This window comes from Ulvibacter sp. 2210JD10-4 (assembly GCF_058148525.1).
The window spans coordinates 33,923-51,672 of sequence record NZ_JBYVJZ010000002.1 but is presented as its reverse complement, the minus strand read 5'-3'; the positions used below and the strand labels follow the sequence as shown (position 1 = coordinate 51,672).

13 protein-coding genes and 1 tRNA gene are annotated in these 17,750 nt (G+C 36.7%); 6 read left to right on the top strand and 8 right to left on the bottom strand.

What is annotated here, in order from left to right; genetic code table 11:
• Positions 1 to 26: 26 nt before the first annotated feature.
• The 4 genes from ACY2RT_RS05940 to ACY2RT_RS05925 all read right to left on the bottom strand — a co-directional run bounded on the left by ACY2RT_RS05940 (position 27) and on the right by ACY2RT_RS05925 (position 6,799).
• Entirely contained in the window at positions 27 to 1,862 is a 1,836-nt protein-coding gene (locus ACY2RT_RS05940; RefSeq protein ID WP_490154981.1) for a M1 family metallopeptidase, read from the bottom strand.
• The gene (locus ACY2RT_RS05935; RefSeq protein WP_490154980.1) at positions 1,862 to 3,532 is read right to left on the bottom strand and encodes a S8 family peptidase; all 1,671 of its coding nucleotides are present in this window, start codon (positions 3,530 to 3,532) and stop codon (positions 1,862 to 1,864) included. The genes ACY2RT_RS05940 and ACY2RT_RS05935 overlap by 1 nt, the downstream gene beginning before the upstream one ends.
• Before the next feature lie 9 nt (positions 3,533 to 3,541).
• The gene (locus ACY2RT_RS05930; protein WP_490154979.1) at positions 3,542 to 4,402 is read right to left on the bottom strand and encodes an MBL fold metallo-hydrolase; all 861 of its coding nucleotides are present in this window, start codon (positions 4,400 to 4,402) and stop codon (positions 3,542 to 3,544) included.
• Between the two features lie 159 nt (positions 4,403 to 4,561).
• On the bottom strand, positions 4,562 to 6,799 hold the full coding sequence (locus ACY2RT_RS05925) for a SulP family inorganic anion transporter (protein ID WP_490154978.1): 2,238 nt from the start codon (positions 6,797 to 6,799) through the stop codon (positions 4,562 to 4,564).
• A 163-nt stretch (positions 6,800 to 6,962) separates the two neighbouring features.
• On the opposite strand from ACY2RT_RS05925, the gene ACY2RT_RS05920 reads away from it, so the two are divergent.
• The gene (locus tag ACY2RT_RS05920; protein ID WP_490154977.1) at positions 6,963 to 8,828 is read left to right on the top strand and encodes a cation:proton antiporter; all 1,866 of its coding nucleotides are present in this window, start codon (positions 6,963 to 6,965) and stop codon (positions 8,826 to 8,828) included.
• An 81-nt stretch (positions 8,829 to 8,909) separates the two neighbouring features.
• Entirely contained in the window at positions 8,910 to 9,104 is a 195-nt protein-coding gene (locus ACY2RT_RS05915) for a hypothetical protein (RefSeq protein ID WP_490154976.1), read from the top strand.
• Here the strand turns inward: ACY2RT_RS05915 and lepA are convergent.
• Positions 9,101 to 10,897, bottom strand: a complete 1,797-nt coding sequence (gene lepA / locus ACY2RT_RS05910) for a translation elongation factor 4 (protein WP_490154975.1) — start codon at positions 10,895 to 10,897, stop codon at positions 9,101 to 9,103. The genes ACY2RT_RS05915 and lepA overlap by 4 nt on opposite strands.
• A 207-nt stretch (positions 10,898 to 11,104) precedes the next feature.
• On the opposite strand from lepA, the gene ACY2RT_RS05905 reads away from it, so the two are divergent.
• Together ACY2RT_RS05905 and dusB are read left to right on the top strand one after the other, a co-directional pair.
• Positions 11,105 to 13,534: an outer membrane beta-barrel protein gene (locus ACY2RT_RS05905; protein WP_490154974.1), complete on the top strand. Its 2,430-nt coding sequence runs from the start codon at positions 11,105 to 11,107 to the stop codon at positions 13,532 to 13,534.
• 60 nt (positions 13,535 to 13,594) lie between these two features.
• On the top strand, positions 13,595 to 14,587 hold the full coding sequence (dusB, locus tag ACY2RT_RS05900) for a tRNA dihydrouridine synthase DusB (protein ID WP_490154973.1): 993 nt from the start codon (positions 13,595 to 13,597) through the stop codon (positions 14,585 to 14,587).
• Here dusB and ACY2RT_RS05895 read toward each other — a convergent pair.
• Both ACY2RT_RS05895 and rbfA read right to left on the bottom strand, forming a co-directional pair.
• Complete coding sequence (locus ACY2RT_RS05895) at positions 14,584 to 15,789, bottom strand: ABC transporter permease (RefSeq protein ID WP_490154972.1); 1,206 nt, start codon at positions 15,787 to 15,789, stop codon at positions 14,584 to 14,586. The genes dusB and ACY2RT_RS05895 overlap by 4 nt on opposite strands.
• 1 nt (position 15,790) lies before the next feature.
• Positions 15,791 to 16,183 (bottom strand): 30S ribosome-binding factor RbfA, encoded by a 393-nt coding sequence (rbfA, locus tag ACY2RT_RS05890; RefSeq protein ID WP_490155396.1) that lies wholly within the window; start codon positions 16,181 to 16,183, stop codon positions 15,791 to 15,793.
• Positions 16,184 to 16,247: 64 nt separating this feature from the next.
• On the opposite strand from rbfA, the gene mce reads away from it, so the two are divergent.
• Positions 16,248 to 16,649: a methylmalonyl-CoA epimerase gene (gene mce, locus ACY2RT_RS05885; RefSeq protein WP_490154971.1), complete on the top strand. Its 402-nt coding sequence runs from the start codon at positions 16,248 to 16,250 to the stop codon at positions 16,647 to 16,649.
• A 77-nt stretch (positions 16,650 to 16,726) separates the two neighbouring features.
• Positions 16,727 to 16,800 (top strand) — tRNA-Ile (locus ACY2RT_RS05880).
• Positions 16,801 to 17,117: 317 nt separating this feature from the next.
• Here ACY2RT_RS05880 and ACY2RT_RS05875 read toward each other — a convergent pair.
• Positions 17,118 to 17,708 carry a riboflavin synthase gene (locus ACY2RT_RS05875; protein WP_490154970.1) on the bottom strand — a complete coding sequence of 197 codons (591 nt, stop codon included), beginning with the start codon at positions 17,706 to 17,708 and terminating at the stop codon, positions 17,118 to 17,120.
• Between the last annotated feature and the right edge of the window lie 42 nt (positions 17,709 to 17,750).

The window sequence follows — 17,750 nt, the reverse complement described above, 5'->3', positions numbered from 1 at the left end:
CTCTTTGTAAATATTAGTTCTGAATATTATTCCATTCCGTAACGATTGTTCCCTGGATTGATATCTGCCATTAAGCTTGTAGCATCTATCATCATATTTTTTACTTTTTTGCCATTGGTAATTTTAAATTCGTAGGTAGGATATGCCCAAGCCCAGTCCTCTAAAACATTTCGAGACATTGAAGGAAACGGGTTTGATTTTTCTGCTCTGGCCATTTGTAACGGAATGTAGAAAGACTCTTGAGTTCCGTCTTCATAGGTAACATATAAATCAATAGGCATTGGCATTAAACCAATACGCTCTAAAACCACTTCAGTAGCTCCGTTTTCTTCGGTAACACTTTTTATTCCATAGTCAATAGTATTGGTAGTTTGCGTCCAATCCATTAAATACCAATCCAGCTCAAAGCCCGAGACTTTTTCAGCAACACGAATAAAATCATTGGGGGTAGGATGTTTATATTTCCATTCTTGAAAATATCGCTTCAGTGTTTTTTTCAGATTGTTTTCTCCTATTATATATCCTAGTTGAGCTAAGAAGACCGCTCCTTTACTATAAGCAGAAATGCCATAAGTAAGGCTACTAGCATACCGGTCTGCATGAGTTGATTGCGGATGTTCTTTACCGCTTTTTGCTAAAAAGATATAGCCCCGATATGAACCCGAATGTGGATTAGGGTTATTTTGATTCATAACAACATCCATAGCCATGTCTGAAATGTAAGATGTAAATCCTTCGTCCATCCATTCGTGCTTTGCTTCATTTGTAGCTAACAAAAATTGAAACCAGGAATGTGCCATCTCATGAGCAGTAACACCAACAAGGCTTTCAAAATTGCGTTCACCGGTAATTAAGGTACACATAGCATATTCCATTCCACCATCGCCTCCTTGAATTACGGAATATTGCTTATAAGGGTAAGTACCTATGTTCTCATTAAAATAAGCTAACAACTCAGCTGTTTTTGGCTGTAAGTTTTTCCAATTTTCTATAATCTCTGGCTTGTTTTTGTAAAAAAAGTGCAGGTCAACGCCATTAGGCCCTTTATATACATCGTGGATATAATTATTATCTGCAGCCCAAGCAAAATCATGAACGTCAGGAGCAACAAAATGCCAAGTGTATTTTCCTTTTTTAGGCTTCATGGTTTTTTGTCCTGGCATTTGGTATCCGTGGCCAATTTCGGATGGATTTTGCAGATATCCAGACCCACCAATTGTGTAATTTTCATCAATAGAGATCTTTACATCAAAGTCTCCCCAGACGCTATGAAATTCGCGTCCTATATATGGGTCAGCGTGCCATCCTTCAAAATCATATTCTGCCAATTTTGGATACCATTGCGTCATAGACAAGGCAACTCCTTCTGCATTATTACGACCGCTTCTGCGAATTTGTAATGGCACTTGTGCATCCCAATTCATTTTGAAAAGAGTGCTTTGCCCTGGCAGAATAGGCTTGTTCAATACTACCTCTAAAACAGTTCCTACGACCTCATATTCTAGATTAGAACCATCTTGTGTTAACATTGTTGGTTTTATATATCCAATTTCTGTAGGAGTTAATTTTGAAATACGGTCTGCAACACGACCGTCTGGATCTGTAATAGTACGAGATCGGACATCCATTTCACTTCCCGGCTGAAACGCATTAAAATACAAGTGATAAAACACCCTATTTAGGGTATCAGGAGAGTTATTTGTATATGTTAACTCCTGCTTACCCTTATATTGATATGTGTTAACATCCATGTCGATCTCCATCTTATAATCGACTTTTTGCTGCCAGTATCCATTTGTATTTTGACCCACCGCCGAAGCAATCATTAAAAGGGTCAATAAACTTCCAAAAAATCTTTTCATTATCGAGACATTTTATCTGCCATAATAATAGCGTTATATAAATTTACCATCTTTCCTCCTTTAGAAATATTCGTGAAATTGTCTGTATTTGAAGGATCTCCACCCAATACTACAGGTGTTTTTGATGACAATCCACTGTTTATTAAAATTGCCTTGACCTGCTTTGCCGAAAGGCTTGGATAGTAAGAACGAATCAATGCGGCTACACCACTAACGGCCGGAGCAGCCATGGAGGTCCCTTGCAGGTATTCATAAGTATTCAAAGGTGTTGTAGACCAAATTTTTACTCCTGGAGCAAATGCATCTACATTCGATTTCCCATAATTTGAAAAACTTGCAACCATTTCACTGCCATACTTATAATTAAGCGCCCCTATTGTAATAAATGTTTCGCCCATTTCTGCACCGGTTCCTTTTTGATCATTAGGATACACTTGGATCGTGTCAAGGTTTAAGCCTTCGTTTCCGGCAGCATTAACTATTAACACATCCTTTTGTGAGGCATATTCAATAGCTTCCCAAACCCATTCAGGGTGTGGAGAATAATATTTACCAAAACTGGTATTGATTACTTTCGCTCCGTTGTCTACAGCATAACGAATTGCCAATGCAATGTCTTTATCATATTCATCTCCATCAGGAACAGCACGAACTACCATTATTTCTACATTGGCTGCAACTCCATTCATTCCAATCCCATTATTTCGTTGAGCAGCAATTATACCCGCAACATGTGTTCCGTGACGCGCATCTTCTTTTTTAGGATCGGGACCATCTACATCTCCATTTCCGTAGGAACGATCATTAATATCATCAGGGTTGTCACCTAAGACGCTTCTAAAGTCCTTTTCAATATTGAAATGTGTGTCAATTCTTCCATCAAAATAGTCAATACCATCACTTAATTGTGTCATTACTTCAGGAACGGAATCTCCAAAATTAAGCATCTGAGTAAGTATTCCGATTTGCTGTTGTTCATCTGCTGTCGGATTTTGAATTGCTGCCAGCTCTTCTTTTGTATAGTTTTCTTTACCTAATTTTTTAGAGAAAGTGGCATGAGCGGGTTTTAACTGTGAAAGTATTTCTTTATAACGAGCTTTTGAAGCATTGGCCTCCTGATAGTCTTTATCATATTCGGCTTTTGCTTTTTTGTACAATTCGAAGTCTGCACGATCTACCGCACTTACAGAAGCTTCTGTTTTACCTTCAAATTTTGGCCCGAGCTTCTTTAGGTACCGAACATATTCCATATTTTCAGCAACGATATCTCCAAGAAAATTCCATCCGTGAATATCATCTATATAACCATTATTATCATCATCTTTTCCATTTCCAGGCACTTCATCTTTGTTAACCCAAATAATATCCTTAAGGTCTTCATGCTCAACATCAATACCACTATCGATAACACCTACAATCACTTTTTGGCCTTTTCGGTTATTTAAGATTTCGGCATAAGCTTTATTCACACTCATCCCGGGAATTGTATCAGTTAACAGATCGGCGGCACCCCAGCTTTTGTATTGCGCATCGGTAAGAGGAGCTGCTTTAATAGGTAAAACATCTATATTCTCAATAGGTGTTGAAACAATGGGCGCAACACTACTTCCGCAGCTTGCCAATAATAGAGCTGTAGTTACAGCCAACAAGGAATTTTTTAAAATTTTCATTTGTACATATTAATTAAAAAGTTCATCAAAAGTGAAGCATGTATCCAGGCGTACGCCCTTTTCTGTATGCTTTACAGTAATTATCTGGTTATGAGCATCATGCTCTAAAAATAAGTAATAGTTATTATCTGCTGCAGCCGTTAGAAATTTTTCCTTTTCAGGCAAAGTTAACAAAGGCCGGGTGTCGTATCCCATAATAAAAGGAACTGGTAAATGCCCAGCAGTTGGCAGTAGGTCTGCCATAAAAACAATAGTCTTTCCTTTATAGCCTATATGCGGGATCATTTGCTTTTCTGTATGGCCATCTGCAAAGAGGATACTAAAATCAAGTTCTTTGGCCTCTGCAAAATCTGTTTTCGGTTTAGCCACAAATTTCAATTGGCCACTTTCTTCCATTGGAAGAATATTTTCTTTTAGAAATGAGGCTTTTTCTCTTCGGTTGGGTTGGGTTGCCCAGATCCAGTGATCTTGATTACTCCAAAAGGTAGCATTCTTGAACGCAAGCTCATATCCGGCACGGTCTTTCTTCCATTGTACACTTCCTCCACAGTGATCAAAATGGAGGTGTGTCATAAATACATCTGTAATATCATCCCTGTGAAAGCCATATTTTTTTAAAGAGTCGTCTAAGTTGTGATCGCCCCAAGGATAATAATATCCAAAAAACTTATCACTTTGCTTGTTACCCATTCCAGTATCAATAAGTGTAAGCCGACTTCCATTTTCAATAAGTAAACAGCGGGCAGCTATATCTATCATATTGTTATTATCTGAAGGATTAGTTCTGGACCATAATGACTTTGGTACAACACCAAACATTGCGCCTCCATCCAATTTAAAATTTCCAGCTTCGATAGGGTATAGTTGCATAAGGGCGCAAATTACTAAAACTGTTGCAAATGCAAATACTTGTTAAGAGTTTATTAAGAAAGAAGAAAAACGAAATTGAAAAACGTCCTAATTCCAATGTTTCCACAGGTATTTATGAAGCAGATTAGTACAATTATTATTAAACATGATACCTTGGCCCTATAAGGAAATCTCTTTCAACTTCATATGGTTTAATAAATTGTGTGCAAAGAAAAGCATGTTTTTTACTTCATCGGTAGGTGCGATATGAAGATATTTAAAAATCATTAAGGCTTCACCATTACTTTCTATGTGATGAATTTCGTTTTCCTCCAGAAAATGTATAAGATCATCCGTGAAAAATTCTCGAATGGCTTCCTCATTGTTACCACTTAGAAGAAACTTACCAGAGAAAGTGGTGTGTTTTTTAAAGTTGATATCCCCATTTGATCCTGAAAGCACCTTGACTCTATTAAAAATTTTGTCAAATAACCCTTCCTTGTCAATAATAAACTTTGGTACCGGAGCAGGAAGCCGAACTACCTGCACAGTAGTTTGATACACCTCCAGGGCGAGCATCGCGCCTTCATCGAATACAATATCAGCAATCTCCCATTGGGCATTATTTTCTACATCCAGTCCTTTAAGTGAATTGCTTTTCATTTCAATAGGGCGTGAATCGAAGAAATGAAAATTTCTCAGATACGAAGTATTCCAATCTACTTCTCGTTCAAACGACCATCCGTTGGCAATAGCTAATTTTTGTAAGCGTATCTGGCGTTGAGTAATTCGCTTTTTTACACGTCCTGTTACAATTTTCAGGGCGCGATTATGGCTGGTAGAAGCGACATGTTGATCTAAACCATTTAACTTTACATCTCCACCGTCGTTATCATGGATACGTTTAAATTCGATTAGGCTTTCCATTATTGATAGGTCTACCAGACGTGTTTGAGACATATCGATATTCACGGTAGAACCGAAGGGAATCTCTTTGAGTAATTTGTCTAGCTTTAAGGCATATAGGAAATTGGCTATCCCTTTCAATTTAACATCGTAACTGCCGTTTTCAAGATGGTAGACTTTCGACCCAGACTTATAAATCATTTTAAAGAAACGCAAGAAACCTACCTTAGCCAATAACATATGAAGTATAAGAGTGACCAAAATACCGCCTACAATTCCGTAAAGCAAATCAGTAAACAATGTAATTATAAGAGTCGAAGAAAGGAATAACAATTGCTCAACACCCTGATCATAGGCATGTTTGAAAACCTTTGGAGACGCCAACTTAAACCCGGTATGCACTAATATCGCCGCCAAAGCTGCTAAAGGAACACTTTTTAAAAGAGGAGCCAATATAAGAACAAAAAGAATCAGGAAAATTCCGTGATATAAGTTTGACCATTTAGTTTTCGCATTACTATTTACATTCACGGTACTTCTCACAATTACCGTAATAATTGGAAGTCCACCTAAAGCCCCTGAAACCATTGTACTAAACCCAACACCGACTAAGTCCTTATTTAAGTTGGTAGTACGCTTATAGGGATCGAGCTTATCTACAGCACGTGCACTGGCCAAGGTCTCTACAGAAGCAATCATTGTTATAGATAAAACGGTAATCCAAAAAGGAAATGTTGCTACCATTCCAAAGTCTGGATGCATAATACTATCCAAAGGGTTATCGGGAATATCAATTAGTAATTCGGGACCAACACCGTAGGTGTTTCCAAAAAGAGAAATGCTATGTTCAGTAAAAAAATCGAATCCAAATACAATTGGCAAAGCCAATAATAAAACCCACATGGGAGCTGGAATGATGCGGATGAACTTATGTTTAATTTTTTTATAGAAAACAAGCACTAAAATTCCAACCAATGCCACTAAAAAAACAAAAGGGTTGGCTTCCGGAAGTTTATAGAAAATATCAAATAAAGTACCAATGGTGGTGTCGGCGTCCGATGTTGTTCCAAAAGCAAAGTGCGCTTGTTTCGCAAAGATAATAACACCAATTGCCGCTAATATACCATGAAGAACCGAGGATGGTAACATCTTAGCAAAGCGCCCCATTTTGAGAAACCCAAGTATAACCTGAATTCCTCCAGATATAACGATAGCCGCCAAAACGTAGTTGATATTTCCTTCTAAAGCGACAAGACCACCAAGAATGACCGCAATCAAACCAGCTGCTGGGCCATTGATTGCTAAGTGACCTCCTCTAAAGAAGGTGGTCACAACACCACCTATAATGGCAGAAAGAATTCCTGCCATAGGTGACACCTCTGATGCTACTGCGATTCCCAAGGCAAGTGGTAAGGCCACCAATGACACACTTATGGCCGCTGAAAGATCACTTCGCCAATTCTCTTTTAAACCTTTGAGTCCGTTTGAAGGAATAGCGTTGTTATTGTTCATGGTTTATTGGTTAGAGATAGTTTTTTCTAAATTTGTTTTCCGTGAGAATTTTGAAAGATAATCTTTTTTAAAAAGTAATTCATGGAGTGTTTCAAATAATAATTGATACTTTAATATATGGGCATCCTAATTTTTCTTGTAATTTTAGAACTTAATTTGATATATGCTTGAACTTGCCGGAATTATTATTTTAGGGATTTTAGCTCAATGGGTGGCTTGGAAATTTAAAATACCTGCCATATTACCACTTATTTTAATTGGGCTTTTTGTAGGCCCAATTTCTACTTTATTCTCTGAAGATGGCAGGCAATGGATCCAACCTATTTATGAAGGGAAAAACGGATTGTTTCCCGGAGATAATCTTTTCTACTTTGTTTCACTTGCCATAGGAATTATTTTATTTGAAGGAGGACTTACCCTTAAGCGAAATGAAATTAAAAAAGTAGGATCTGTTATAGGGAAACTCATTAGTATTGGTGCAGCTATTACTTTTTTTGGTGCCGGTGTAGCTGCTTATTATATTTATGGACTTGATTGGCGAATTTCGTTTTTGTTTTCTGCGTTGATAATTGTTACAGGGCCTACGGTAATTACTCCTATATTACGGAATATTCCTCTTAAAAAAGATATTTCCGCAGTATTAAAGTGGGAAGGTATTCTTATCGATCCCATTGGGGCATTAGTCGCTGTTTTAGTTTTTGAATTTATAAGTATTGAAGGAGACAGCGGGTTTACCAAGCAAGCCCTTATGGAGTTTGGAAAAATTGTAGTCATAGGCTTTTCTTTTGGTATTGCAGGAGGCTTTGCACTTTATACAGCAATAAAAAGAAAGCTTATTCCACACTATTTATTAAATGTCGTCTCACTTTCCGTTGTATTACTCATCTTTGTAGAGAGTGATATTTTTGCCCATGAATCCGGATTACTTTCAGTAGTGGTCATGGGAATGTTTTTAGGAAATAGCGATCTGCCAAACTTAAAAGAATTGTTATATTTTAAAGAGTCATTAAGTGTATTGCTCATTTCTATACTTTTTATTTTGCTTGCTGCAAATATTAGTCTTGATGATCTATTGCTAATCTATAATGTTAACACAGCCATATTGCTCGCTGTTGTAATATTTGTGTTAAGGCCTTTGGCAGTTTTTTTAAGCACTATAAACTCTTCACTCAAAACCAACGAAAAACTCTTTATAAGCTGGGTAGGCCCCAGAGGGATTGTAGCAGCGGGTATCGCATCACTTTTTGGAACAAAGCTGGTAGCAAAAGGAGTGGCCGGGGCAGAATATATAACGCCATTGGTTTTTGCGGTTGTATTGATAACAGTACTATTTAATGCCACAACAGCTCGGTTTTTTGCCAGAGTTGTAGGGGTATTTCTAAAGACCTCTGAAGGAATTCTAATAGTTGGGGCCTCTAAAGTGTCCAGGTTAATAGCTACATACCTTCAAAAAAATAATCGTCATGTGGTATTGGTGGATTCAAACAGGCAAAGCATTACTACTGCTAAAGAGCTTGGCTTAGAAGCTATTGACGCCAATATCTATTCTAATGACCTGTCGGACAATATAGAACTGAACGATGTAGGTTATCTATTAGCTATGACTGGAAATGATGAAATAAACAAACACGCTATTAACCGCTTTAGAAAAGAATTTGGAGAAACGGGAACCTTTCGTTTAATAACTACTGATGAATCAAAAAACCGGAATAAAATTGCATCAAATAATGAACTATTTTCTACGACACATAACTATATGAAGCTTACAGAAGTTGCTAACAATTTCCCATCTATTCAGGAAATCCCTGTAAATTCTCAGAAACAATTTCTTAAACTTATCAATATCATTGAAGCAGATGATAATGCTGTTACACTGTTTTTAAAGAGACCCAACGGTTTTTTAGATATAGCAAATGAGCCAAAAGAAATGAATGTATCCGAAGGCAGTCATTTAGTTTACTTAGGGAAACCGATGGATTTTGAAGACATAATAGATGCGACCCGGGATAAAAAAGAGGAACAGATTTAGAAATAATAAGAACACAAAACCGTTAGACTTTCAGAAATCAACTCTATGCATAGACAAATAATTTTTTTAAGTCTCTTTTTAATGATGTCAATTATTTCCTGTAAAGAAGATGACACACGTTCATGTACAACCTGTAGTTCTCCTCAAACGGCAGATTTTGACGTTTGTGAAGAGAGTGATGGAAATGCTTCTGTCAATGGTGAAAATACAGGAACCTCTTTTCAAGTATATATAACGGGCCTTGAAGACGCAGGAGCAACCTGTGGAGGAGGTTAATCGTTCAGCTTTAGAACTGCCATAAACGCTTCCTGTGGGATTTCTACATTTCCAACCTGACGCATACGCTTTTTACCTTTCTTCTGTTTTTCCAGTAATTTACGCTTCCGGGAAATATCCCCCCCATAACATTTTGCTGTAACGTCTTTACGAAGAGCCTTAACGGTTTCACGTGAAATAATTTTAGCGCCAATAGCTGCTTGTATTGGAATGTCAAACTGCTGCCTAGGTATCAATTGGCGTAATTTTTCACACATTTTTTTACCAATTTCATATGCGTTTTCCTTATGCAATAATGCTGAAAGTGCATCTACAATATTTCCATTAAGTAAAACATCTACTTTCACCAGTTGTGAAGTACGCATACCTATTGGAGAATAATCAAAAGAAGCATATCCTCTGGAAACTGTTTTTAAGCGGTCATAGAAATCGAAGACAATTTCAGCCAAAGGCATATCAAAAGATAATTCTACACGTTCGGTTGTTAAGTATGTTTGATTGGTTATTTCGCCCCGTTTTTCGATACAAAGAGACATCACCGGGCCTACAAAATCTGATTTTGTGATAATAGTAGCTTTTATATATGGCTCCTCAACACGGTTTAATGAAGACGGTTCCGGCAGGTCCGAAGGATTATTCACCAAAATTACTGTATCGGGCTCTCTATTGGTATACGCATAATAGGAAACGTTGGGAACTGTTGTAATCACAGTCATATCGAACTCACGCTCTAAACGCTCCTGAATGATCTCTAAATGAAGCATCCCTAAAAAACCACATCGAAAACCAAACCCCAAAGCTGCAGAACTTTCCGGGGTAAATACCAAAGAAGCATCGTTTAACTGCAATTTTTCCATAGAATTTCGAAGCTCTTCATAATCTTCGGTGTCAACAGGATATATACCGGCAAAAACCATAGGCTTTACATCTTCAAAGCCTTCGATCATGTTGGTGGTCGGGTTTTTTGAATCTGTTATAGTATCTCCAACCTTAACCTCTTTAGCTTCTTTAATTCCGGTAATCAGGTAGCCCACATCACCGGTTTTGATAACGCTTTTAGGTTGTTGCTTTAGTTTGAGCGTTCCTACTTCATCTGCATAATATGACTTACCTGTGGCCATAAATTTAATATGCTGCCCTTTTTTAATTTCCCCGTTAAGAACTCTAAAATATGTTTCCACACCTCGAAAAGGATTGTATACCGAATCAAAGATCAAAGCCTGTAACGACTCATCAGGATTACCTTTTGGGGGAGGAACACGTTCAATAATAGCCTTTAAAATATTTTCAATTCCAATCCCTGTTTTTGCACTGGCCGGGATTACTTCTTCAGGCTCACAACCTAATAAATCAACAATATCGTCTGTAACTTCTTCAGGACTTGCAGAAGGAAGGTCTACTTTATTTAATACAGGTATAATTTCTAAATCGTTTTCTAAAGCCAGATATAGGTTTGAAATGGTTTGAGCCTGTATACTTTGAGCAGCATCTACAACTAATAAGGCTCCTTCACAAGCTGCAATAGAACGGGAAACCTCGTATGAAAAATCAACATGGCCGGGAGTATCTATTAAATTTAGAATATAGTTTTCACCTTTGTACACGTATTCCATTTGTATGGCATGGCTTTTAATAGTGATACCACGCTCACGCTCCAAGTCCATATTATCCAGCAATTGATCTTGCTTTTCGCGATTGGTAACAGAACCGGTAGCATCCAATAACCGGTCTGCAAGGGTGCTTTTTCCATGATCAATATGTGCAATGATGCAAAAATTCCGAATATTCTTCATAACAACTTTCCTCGATACCTTTATGGCTGCAAATATAACTTAAAAAGGCAGGTTTTTTCAATTAATAAATCTTTAGCTGTTAAAAAAATATTTATAGGATATTTCCTATTAAAAAAATTTGTGACATCTTTGTATAGACAGCATTTAAGTTTGAAAGATTCTATCCCCAGCAAGACTTCTTTTAAAAACCATAAATTAAGTAAACAAATGCCGTCAATTATAATGCAAGCCTTTCGAACGCTAATATTAGTGTTGTTTTTTACAACTCCCCTATTCTCTCAGACTTTTACAGTCTCGGGAAAGGTAGTAAATGGGGATAACGAGCCACTTTCTTTTGTAAACGTTTTATTGTTAGTTGAAGGAGCCACCAGTGCTACTGCAGGGACATCGACAGATGATAAGGGAACCTTCTTTTTTAATAATTTAAAAGAAACCAACTATACATTAACATTTAGTTTTGTTGGTTACCAAACAAAACAACAGGATATTTCTGTTACCGAAGATCAAAACCTGGGTACAATTGTTTTAGAAGAAGTTCCGGAAGTTCTTGATGAAGCAGTTATAGCTATAAGGAGGCCAACAATTATCAAAGAACCCGGAAAGCTGATTTTTAATGTTGAAAATACATCCCTCTCCACCGGGACTACTTTAGAATTACTTACAAAAACACCTGGAGTACTTGTAATACAAGATCAAATTACTATTAAAGGAGCTCCAACGACAATTTTTATAAACGGAAAACGAGTGTATTTGTCCGCTGCCGAAGTAGCCTCCCTTTTAAAGAACGTTGATGCATCTGTTATAAAATCTGTTGAGGTTATTACAAACCCTTCGGCAAAATACGATGCAGAAGCAGGTTCTATTTTAAATATAACAACCACCAGGGCAATATCTGTAGGATATAAAGGCTCTTTGAGTGGAAGGTATGAACAAGCGACATATCCCAAATATAATGTTGGAACATCACATTTTTATAAGAACAATTGGGTTAACTTTTATGCCGGCTATAGCTTTAGCCCTCGTAAGGAATTTAAAGATCAACACGATGATATTCAGTTTTTCAATCCGGATGGAAGTATTAAATCTATTTGGGATACGGACTTCACCAGAACGACCAGATCTTATGCACATCAAGGAAATATAATTGCAGATTTTACCTTAAATAAGAATAATTCGCTTAGTATTTCATCAAATATATTTGTGTCTCCAAACAAACAGTTTAATAATACTGTTCTTGCTGAAATCTTTAATGGGCAACAACAGCTCGATTCAACTTTTACAACCGTCAGTGATTTAGAAAATGATCAACATAACCTTTCATTTAGTGGAGAATATAAAACGTTAGTTGACTCTAAGGGGACTAGCTTAACTACAACAGTAAACTATATTTTATATGATGACAAGCAAGATCAGAATGTTTCAACAAGTTATTTTTTACCCAATGGAGACTTTGTACGAAACAATAGCTTTTTAACAAATGCATTGCAGGAAAGCGATATTATTACAGCAGCCGTTGATATAGGCGTGCCACTTACATCGGCAACCCTTGAAGTTGGAACAAAGTATTCGAATATTGACACTAAAAGCAGCTTGGATTTCTTTGATATTGAAAACAATATGGCAGAATTTAACGCAACACTTTCAGATGAATTTATATATGAAGAGTCTATATATGCCGCCTATGCAAATTTTTCAAAAGAATGGGAGAAATGGGAAATGGGAATAGGACTCCGAAGTGAGTTTACATCTGTTAACGGAGATTCTCGTTCTTTAGGGGAAGTGAATACCCAGGAATATTTTGATTTTTTCCCTTCTGCCTCTGTTCAACATACCTTAAATGATAAAAACACACTGGGGCTTACGTATGCAAGGCATATTCAAAGACCCCGCTATCAAAGCCTAAACCCATTTAAGTACTTTTTAAACGAAAACAACTTTAATGGGGGAAATCCAAACTTAGTGCCTTCAATTGATGATAAAATCACCTTGAGCTATAATTACAATAGTAAATGGTTTTTTGACCTGTATTATCTTCGCACTGAAAATGTCTTAAGTCTATTGCGGTTTCAGGACAATGAAAATTTGGTTATGAGAACAGTAGATGCTAATCTTATAAAAGATTTTCAATATAGTCTGGATATTGTCCATGTTTCTTCACTTACCCCCTGGTGGTATTTGAGTATGTATACCTCAGCATTCTATTTTGAAAATGAATTCTTTGCATTGGAAAGTGTTGAAGAAAAATTTTCAAACGATACCTTCGGCTTTTATGCACAAGTTTACAACGGAATTTCATTTACAAAAGACCGAACATTTTCCGGAGATGTTACAGCCGTATACCTTTCAGACTTTATATATGGCTCATATGATTATGGCAACCAACTTTCGGTATCATTTTCAGTTAGAAAATCTTTTTGGGATAATACGGCAAGTATTTCAGCAGGGGTCAACGATGTATTCGACACTTATAATGTCCCGGTGACTTCCAGATATTACAACCAGGACAATACCTACTTTGCCCAACCAGAGTCAAGATTGTATCGCGTAAGCTTTAAATACACTTTTGGTAATTCAAGGTTGCGGGATAATAACCGTAACAATAAACCCGAAGAGACAGGGCGTTTAGAAAAGAACTAATCCCTGCTTTCTGCTTTTAATACTGTAAAGCATACTAATTTCTTTATTTTTGCAACATAAATGGCAATGATAGGTAATATAGATGTGGGAGAATTCCCGTTACTACTCGCTCCTATGGAAGATGTGAGTGACCCTCCTTTTCGCGCACTTTGCAAAGAACAGGGAGCAGATGTGGTGTATACAGAGTTTATTTCTTCTGAAGGCTTGATACGAGATGCTGCTAAAAGTGTTATGAAGTTAGATATCTACCAAAAAGAACGTCCAGTAGGCATTCAAATTTTTGGGGCGGTACTGGATTCTATGTTACGAAGTATCGAAATTGTGGAAGCCAGTGGCCCGGATATCATAGACATTAATTTTGGCTGTCCTGTAAAAAAAGTTGTTTCTAAAGGAGCTGGTGCCGGTATACTGAAAGACATAGACCTAATGGTATCATTAACCGAAGCAATGGTAAAACATACCAAGCTGCCTATTACTGTAAAAACAAGATTGGGTTGGGACCACGATTCTATTAAAATTGTTGAAGTTGCCGAAAGACTACAAGACGTAGGTTGTAAGGCAATTTCTATTCATGGGCGTACACGTGCTCAAATGTATAAAGGAGATGCTAATTGGGCCCCTATTGCTGAAGTAAAGAACAATCCACGAATGCATATACCCGTTTTTGGGAATGGAGATGTTAATACACCTGAAAAAGCTATGGAAATGAGAGATAAATATGGTTTGGATGGAGCTATGATAGGCCGTGCAAGTATTGGTTATCCTTGGTTTTTTAAGGAAGTAAAACATTTTTTTAAAACAGGAGAGCATTGTGCGCCACCTACTATGCAAGAACGAGTGGAAGCGGCCAAAAGGCATTTACAAATGGCCATTGACTGGAAAGGCGAAAAATTAGGTGTTTTTGAAACCCGGCGGCATTATACCAATTATTTTAAAGGAATTCCAAACTTTAAAGAACACAGAATGAAGATGGTCACCAGTGATGATTCTGCTTCAGTTTTTGAGGCTTTTGATAACGTTCTGGAACTATTTGGAGACCATCAGTTTATTTAAGCAAGTAGTTTTTCACGCACTCTTCCCGATGCAATTTTTGAAGCTAACAAGCCAAGAATTGTAATTGTCACAAAAACCACAAAAATATTTATAAACTCCAGCTTTACCGGATAAGGCAATGTTGCAGTAATATTCACAAATTCAAATTTTAGTTGAGCAACTACAGCAATAACACCCAATAATATGCCCAATAAACCTCCAAAAGTGGTTAGCAAAGTACCCTGGTAGAAGAATATTTTTCGAATATCTTTTAACGTAGCACCTAAGTTGTATAGGGTTTTTATATTTTTTCGTTTATCAAGGATCATCATGATAATAGAACCAATTACATTAAATAAAGCAATGACCAATACTAATGTAAAAATAAGGTAGACAGCAATATTTTCAGTATTCAGCATTTTGTACAAAGCATCGTTTTGCTGAATTCTGTTTTTAATAGTAATATCTTCAGAGAAAATGGATTCTATTTTGGGCCGAATATTCTCTTCAGAATAGTTAGGAAGCAGCTTTAATTCCACCGAAGAGATCTTTGTGCTGTCCAGTTGTAATAAAGACCGCGCAAAGTCAATATCTGAAAACATGTACTTACTGTCCAAATCTTCATTAACTTGATAGACACCGGCCACCACAGCATTTTCTTTGGTAAAAGCCTGTGAAGGATCCAAAACATTTATTTGCCCCGTACCCGGTTTGGGTACATAGATCTCCAGCAGGTCAACATAATCCTGCACACCCATAGAGAGCTTAGCAGCAGTGCCTAAGCCAACCACGACCTCACTTTGGTTAGGAGTTAACCAATTTCCAAAATAAAGAATACTGTCCAAAGGGTTTACGTTTTCGAAGTTTTCATCGATCCCCTTTATGTATAGAATATGATTTTTCCCTTTATACTGAAGGAAAACACGTTCTTCAATAACTTTTGAATAAGCTTCAACCCCTTCAATTTCTCTTAATTTTTTTTCCTGAGCTTCGGAAAAAGTGATGGTTTTTCCACTTTGTGGATAGATCTTTAAATCGCTGTCGAATACATTGGTAAACTGAAGACTAAAATCTTTCAGTCCTGAAAATCCAGAAAGAACTATAAACAAGGACATTGCTCCAACTACAACACCAATAGCCGCAATGATGGTAATGATATTAATGGCATTATTACTGCTTTTAGAAAACAAATAACGCTTGGCAATGTACAAAGGAAACTTCACCTTAGGTTTTTTTTCGTTTGGGCAAAATATCCGGGTTCTCTATTGGGTTTTCAATACCCTTGACAGCTTTTTCTATATTTTCTATATATTCTAATGAATCATCATTGTAAAACTGTAAATCCGGCATTTTACGAAGCTGATGCTTTGTAAGTTGTGCGATTTGATGTTTTATCCTTGATTTAAACTCATTTAATTCATTAGTAACATCAATGGCTTTATCAGCCGGAAAAACACTCACATATACCTTTGCAATGGAAAGGTCTGCGGTTACACTCACTTTAGAAACTGAAATAATAATTCCCAACTGCCCTGAATCCCTAAGCATACTTTGCAATACCGTTGCCAGATCATTTTGTAAAACTCCGGCTATTTTCTTTTGTCGGTTACTTTCCATCATACTGCAAAAGTAACATATTTAAAGATTTGTTATTTTTTTAATTTGCAATACATTTACATATATGAAGAAAATTGAGCATATAGGTATTGCGGTTAAAAACATTGAAGAAGCCAATAAAGTATACAAAAGCTTGTTAGGGTATGAGCATTATAAGGCGGAAGCGGTTGAAAGTGAAGGTGTTATTACTTCTTTTTTTACTTGCGGAGAAAGTAAGATAGAATTGTTGGAAGGAACAAACCCGGATAGCCCTATTACCAAATTTATTGAAAAAAGGGGAGAAGGCATTCATCATATTGCATTTCATGTTGATGATATAAAAACAGAGGCGGAACGCCTAAAAAAAGAAGGATTTCAGGTACTAAATGAGGAGCCTAAGAGAGGCGCAGACAACAAATGGGTGGTTTTTTTACACCCAAAATCTTCTCATGGTGTACTAGTTGAATTATGTCAGGAAATAAAATAAGATCATTGATAACTCAATATTAACTTTAAATAGTTTTGCAGTAATTATAAAGTGTTTTACATTTGCAGACTGTTTTTGGTCCCATAGCTCAGCTGGTTAGAGCACCTGACTCATAATCAGGGGGTCCATGGTTCGAGCCCATGTGGGACCACTTTTTTTATTAGATATAGCACAATTAATTATAAAAAAAAGAGTTTATAAGTTTTGGATAAATTGATTTTTTATTTATTGTTTAAAAAAAATTATTACATTAGCCCCTATATATGCGACCCCAAATCGTAAAATTATTAACCTCGGTACTTTGTATATTTACGAGTACGATTATGCTTGCACAGCAAAAAAGCGGTGACACAGGCCCACCCCCTCCTACAACTCCCCCACCTGAATTACCTTTAGACGGAGGCATTATAATTTTACTTGTTATTGGATTTATTTACGGTTGTTATATAACTGCCAAAAGACTGCGTGTTAACTATAAGCACGGCTAAGCCTGCTCAGGTATTTTCCTATAAGATCAAATTCTAAATTTACAACAGAATCTATTTTAAGATTTTTAAAGTTTGTATGCTGATATGTATATGGTATTATGGCAACACTAAAGGTGCCTTCTTTCGAATCTACTACCGTTAGGCTTACTCCATTGACTGTAATAGAACCTTTTTCAATAGTTAAATTCCCTTTGGAAGCATCGTATTGAAAAGTAAAATACCAACTTCCCCCACTTTCTTCAATTTTTTTGCAGAAACCTACCTGATCCACATGCCCCTGTACTAAATGTCCATCCAGACGATCTCCTAATTTCATGGCTCTCTCTAAATTTACCATATCTCCTTCTTGCAAAGAACCTAGATTGGTTTTCCGGAGAGTTTCTTTAATTGCAGTAACAAAATAACTGTCATCATTTATATCTACTACCGTTAAGCAGACGCCATTATGGGAAACACTTTGGTCGATCTTAAGTTCTGAGCTTAAATTACTTTTTACTTCAATGGCAATATTTTCTCCTTCTTTCACCAAAGAACGAATTTCTCCAATTGCCTCAATAATTCCTGTAAACATTAGTACATTTAGTTACATTTGTAGTGCAAAAGTAATAATAAA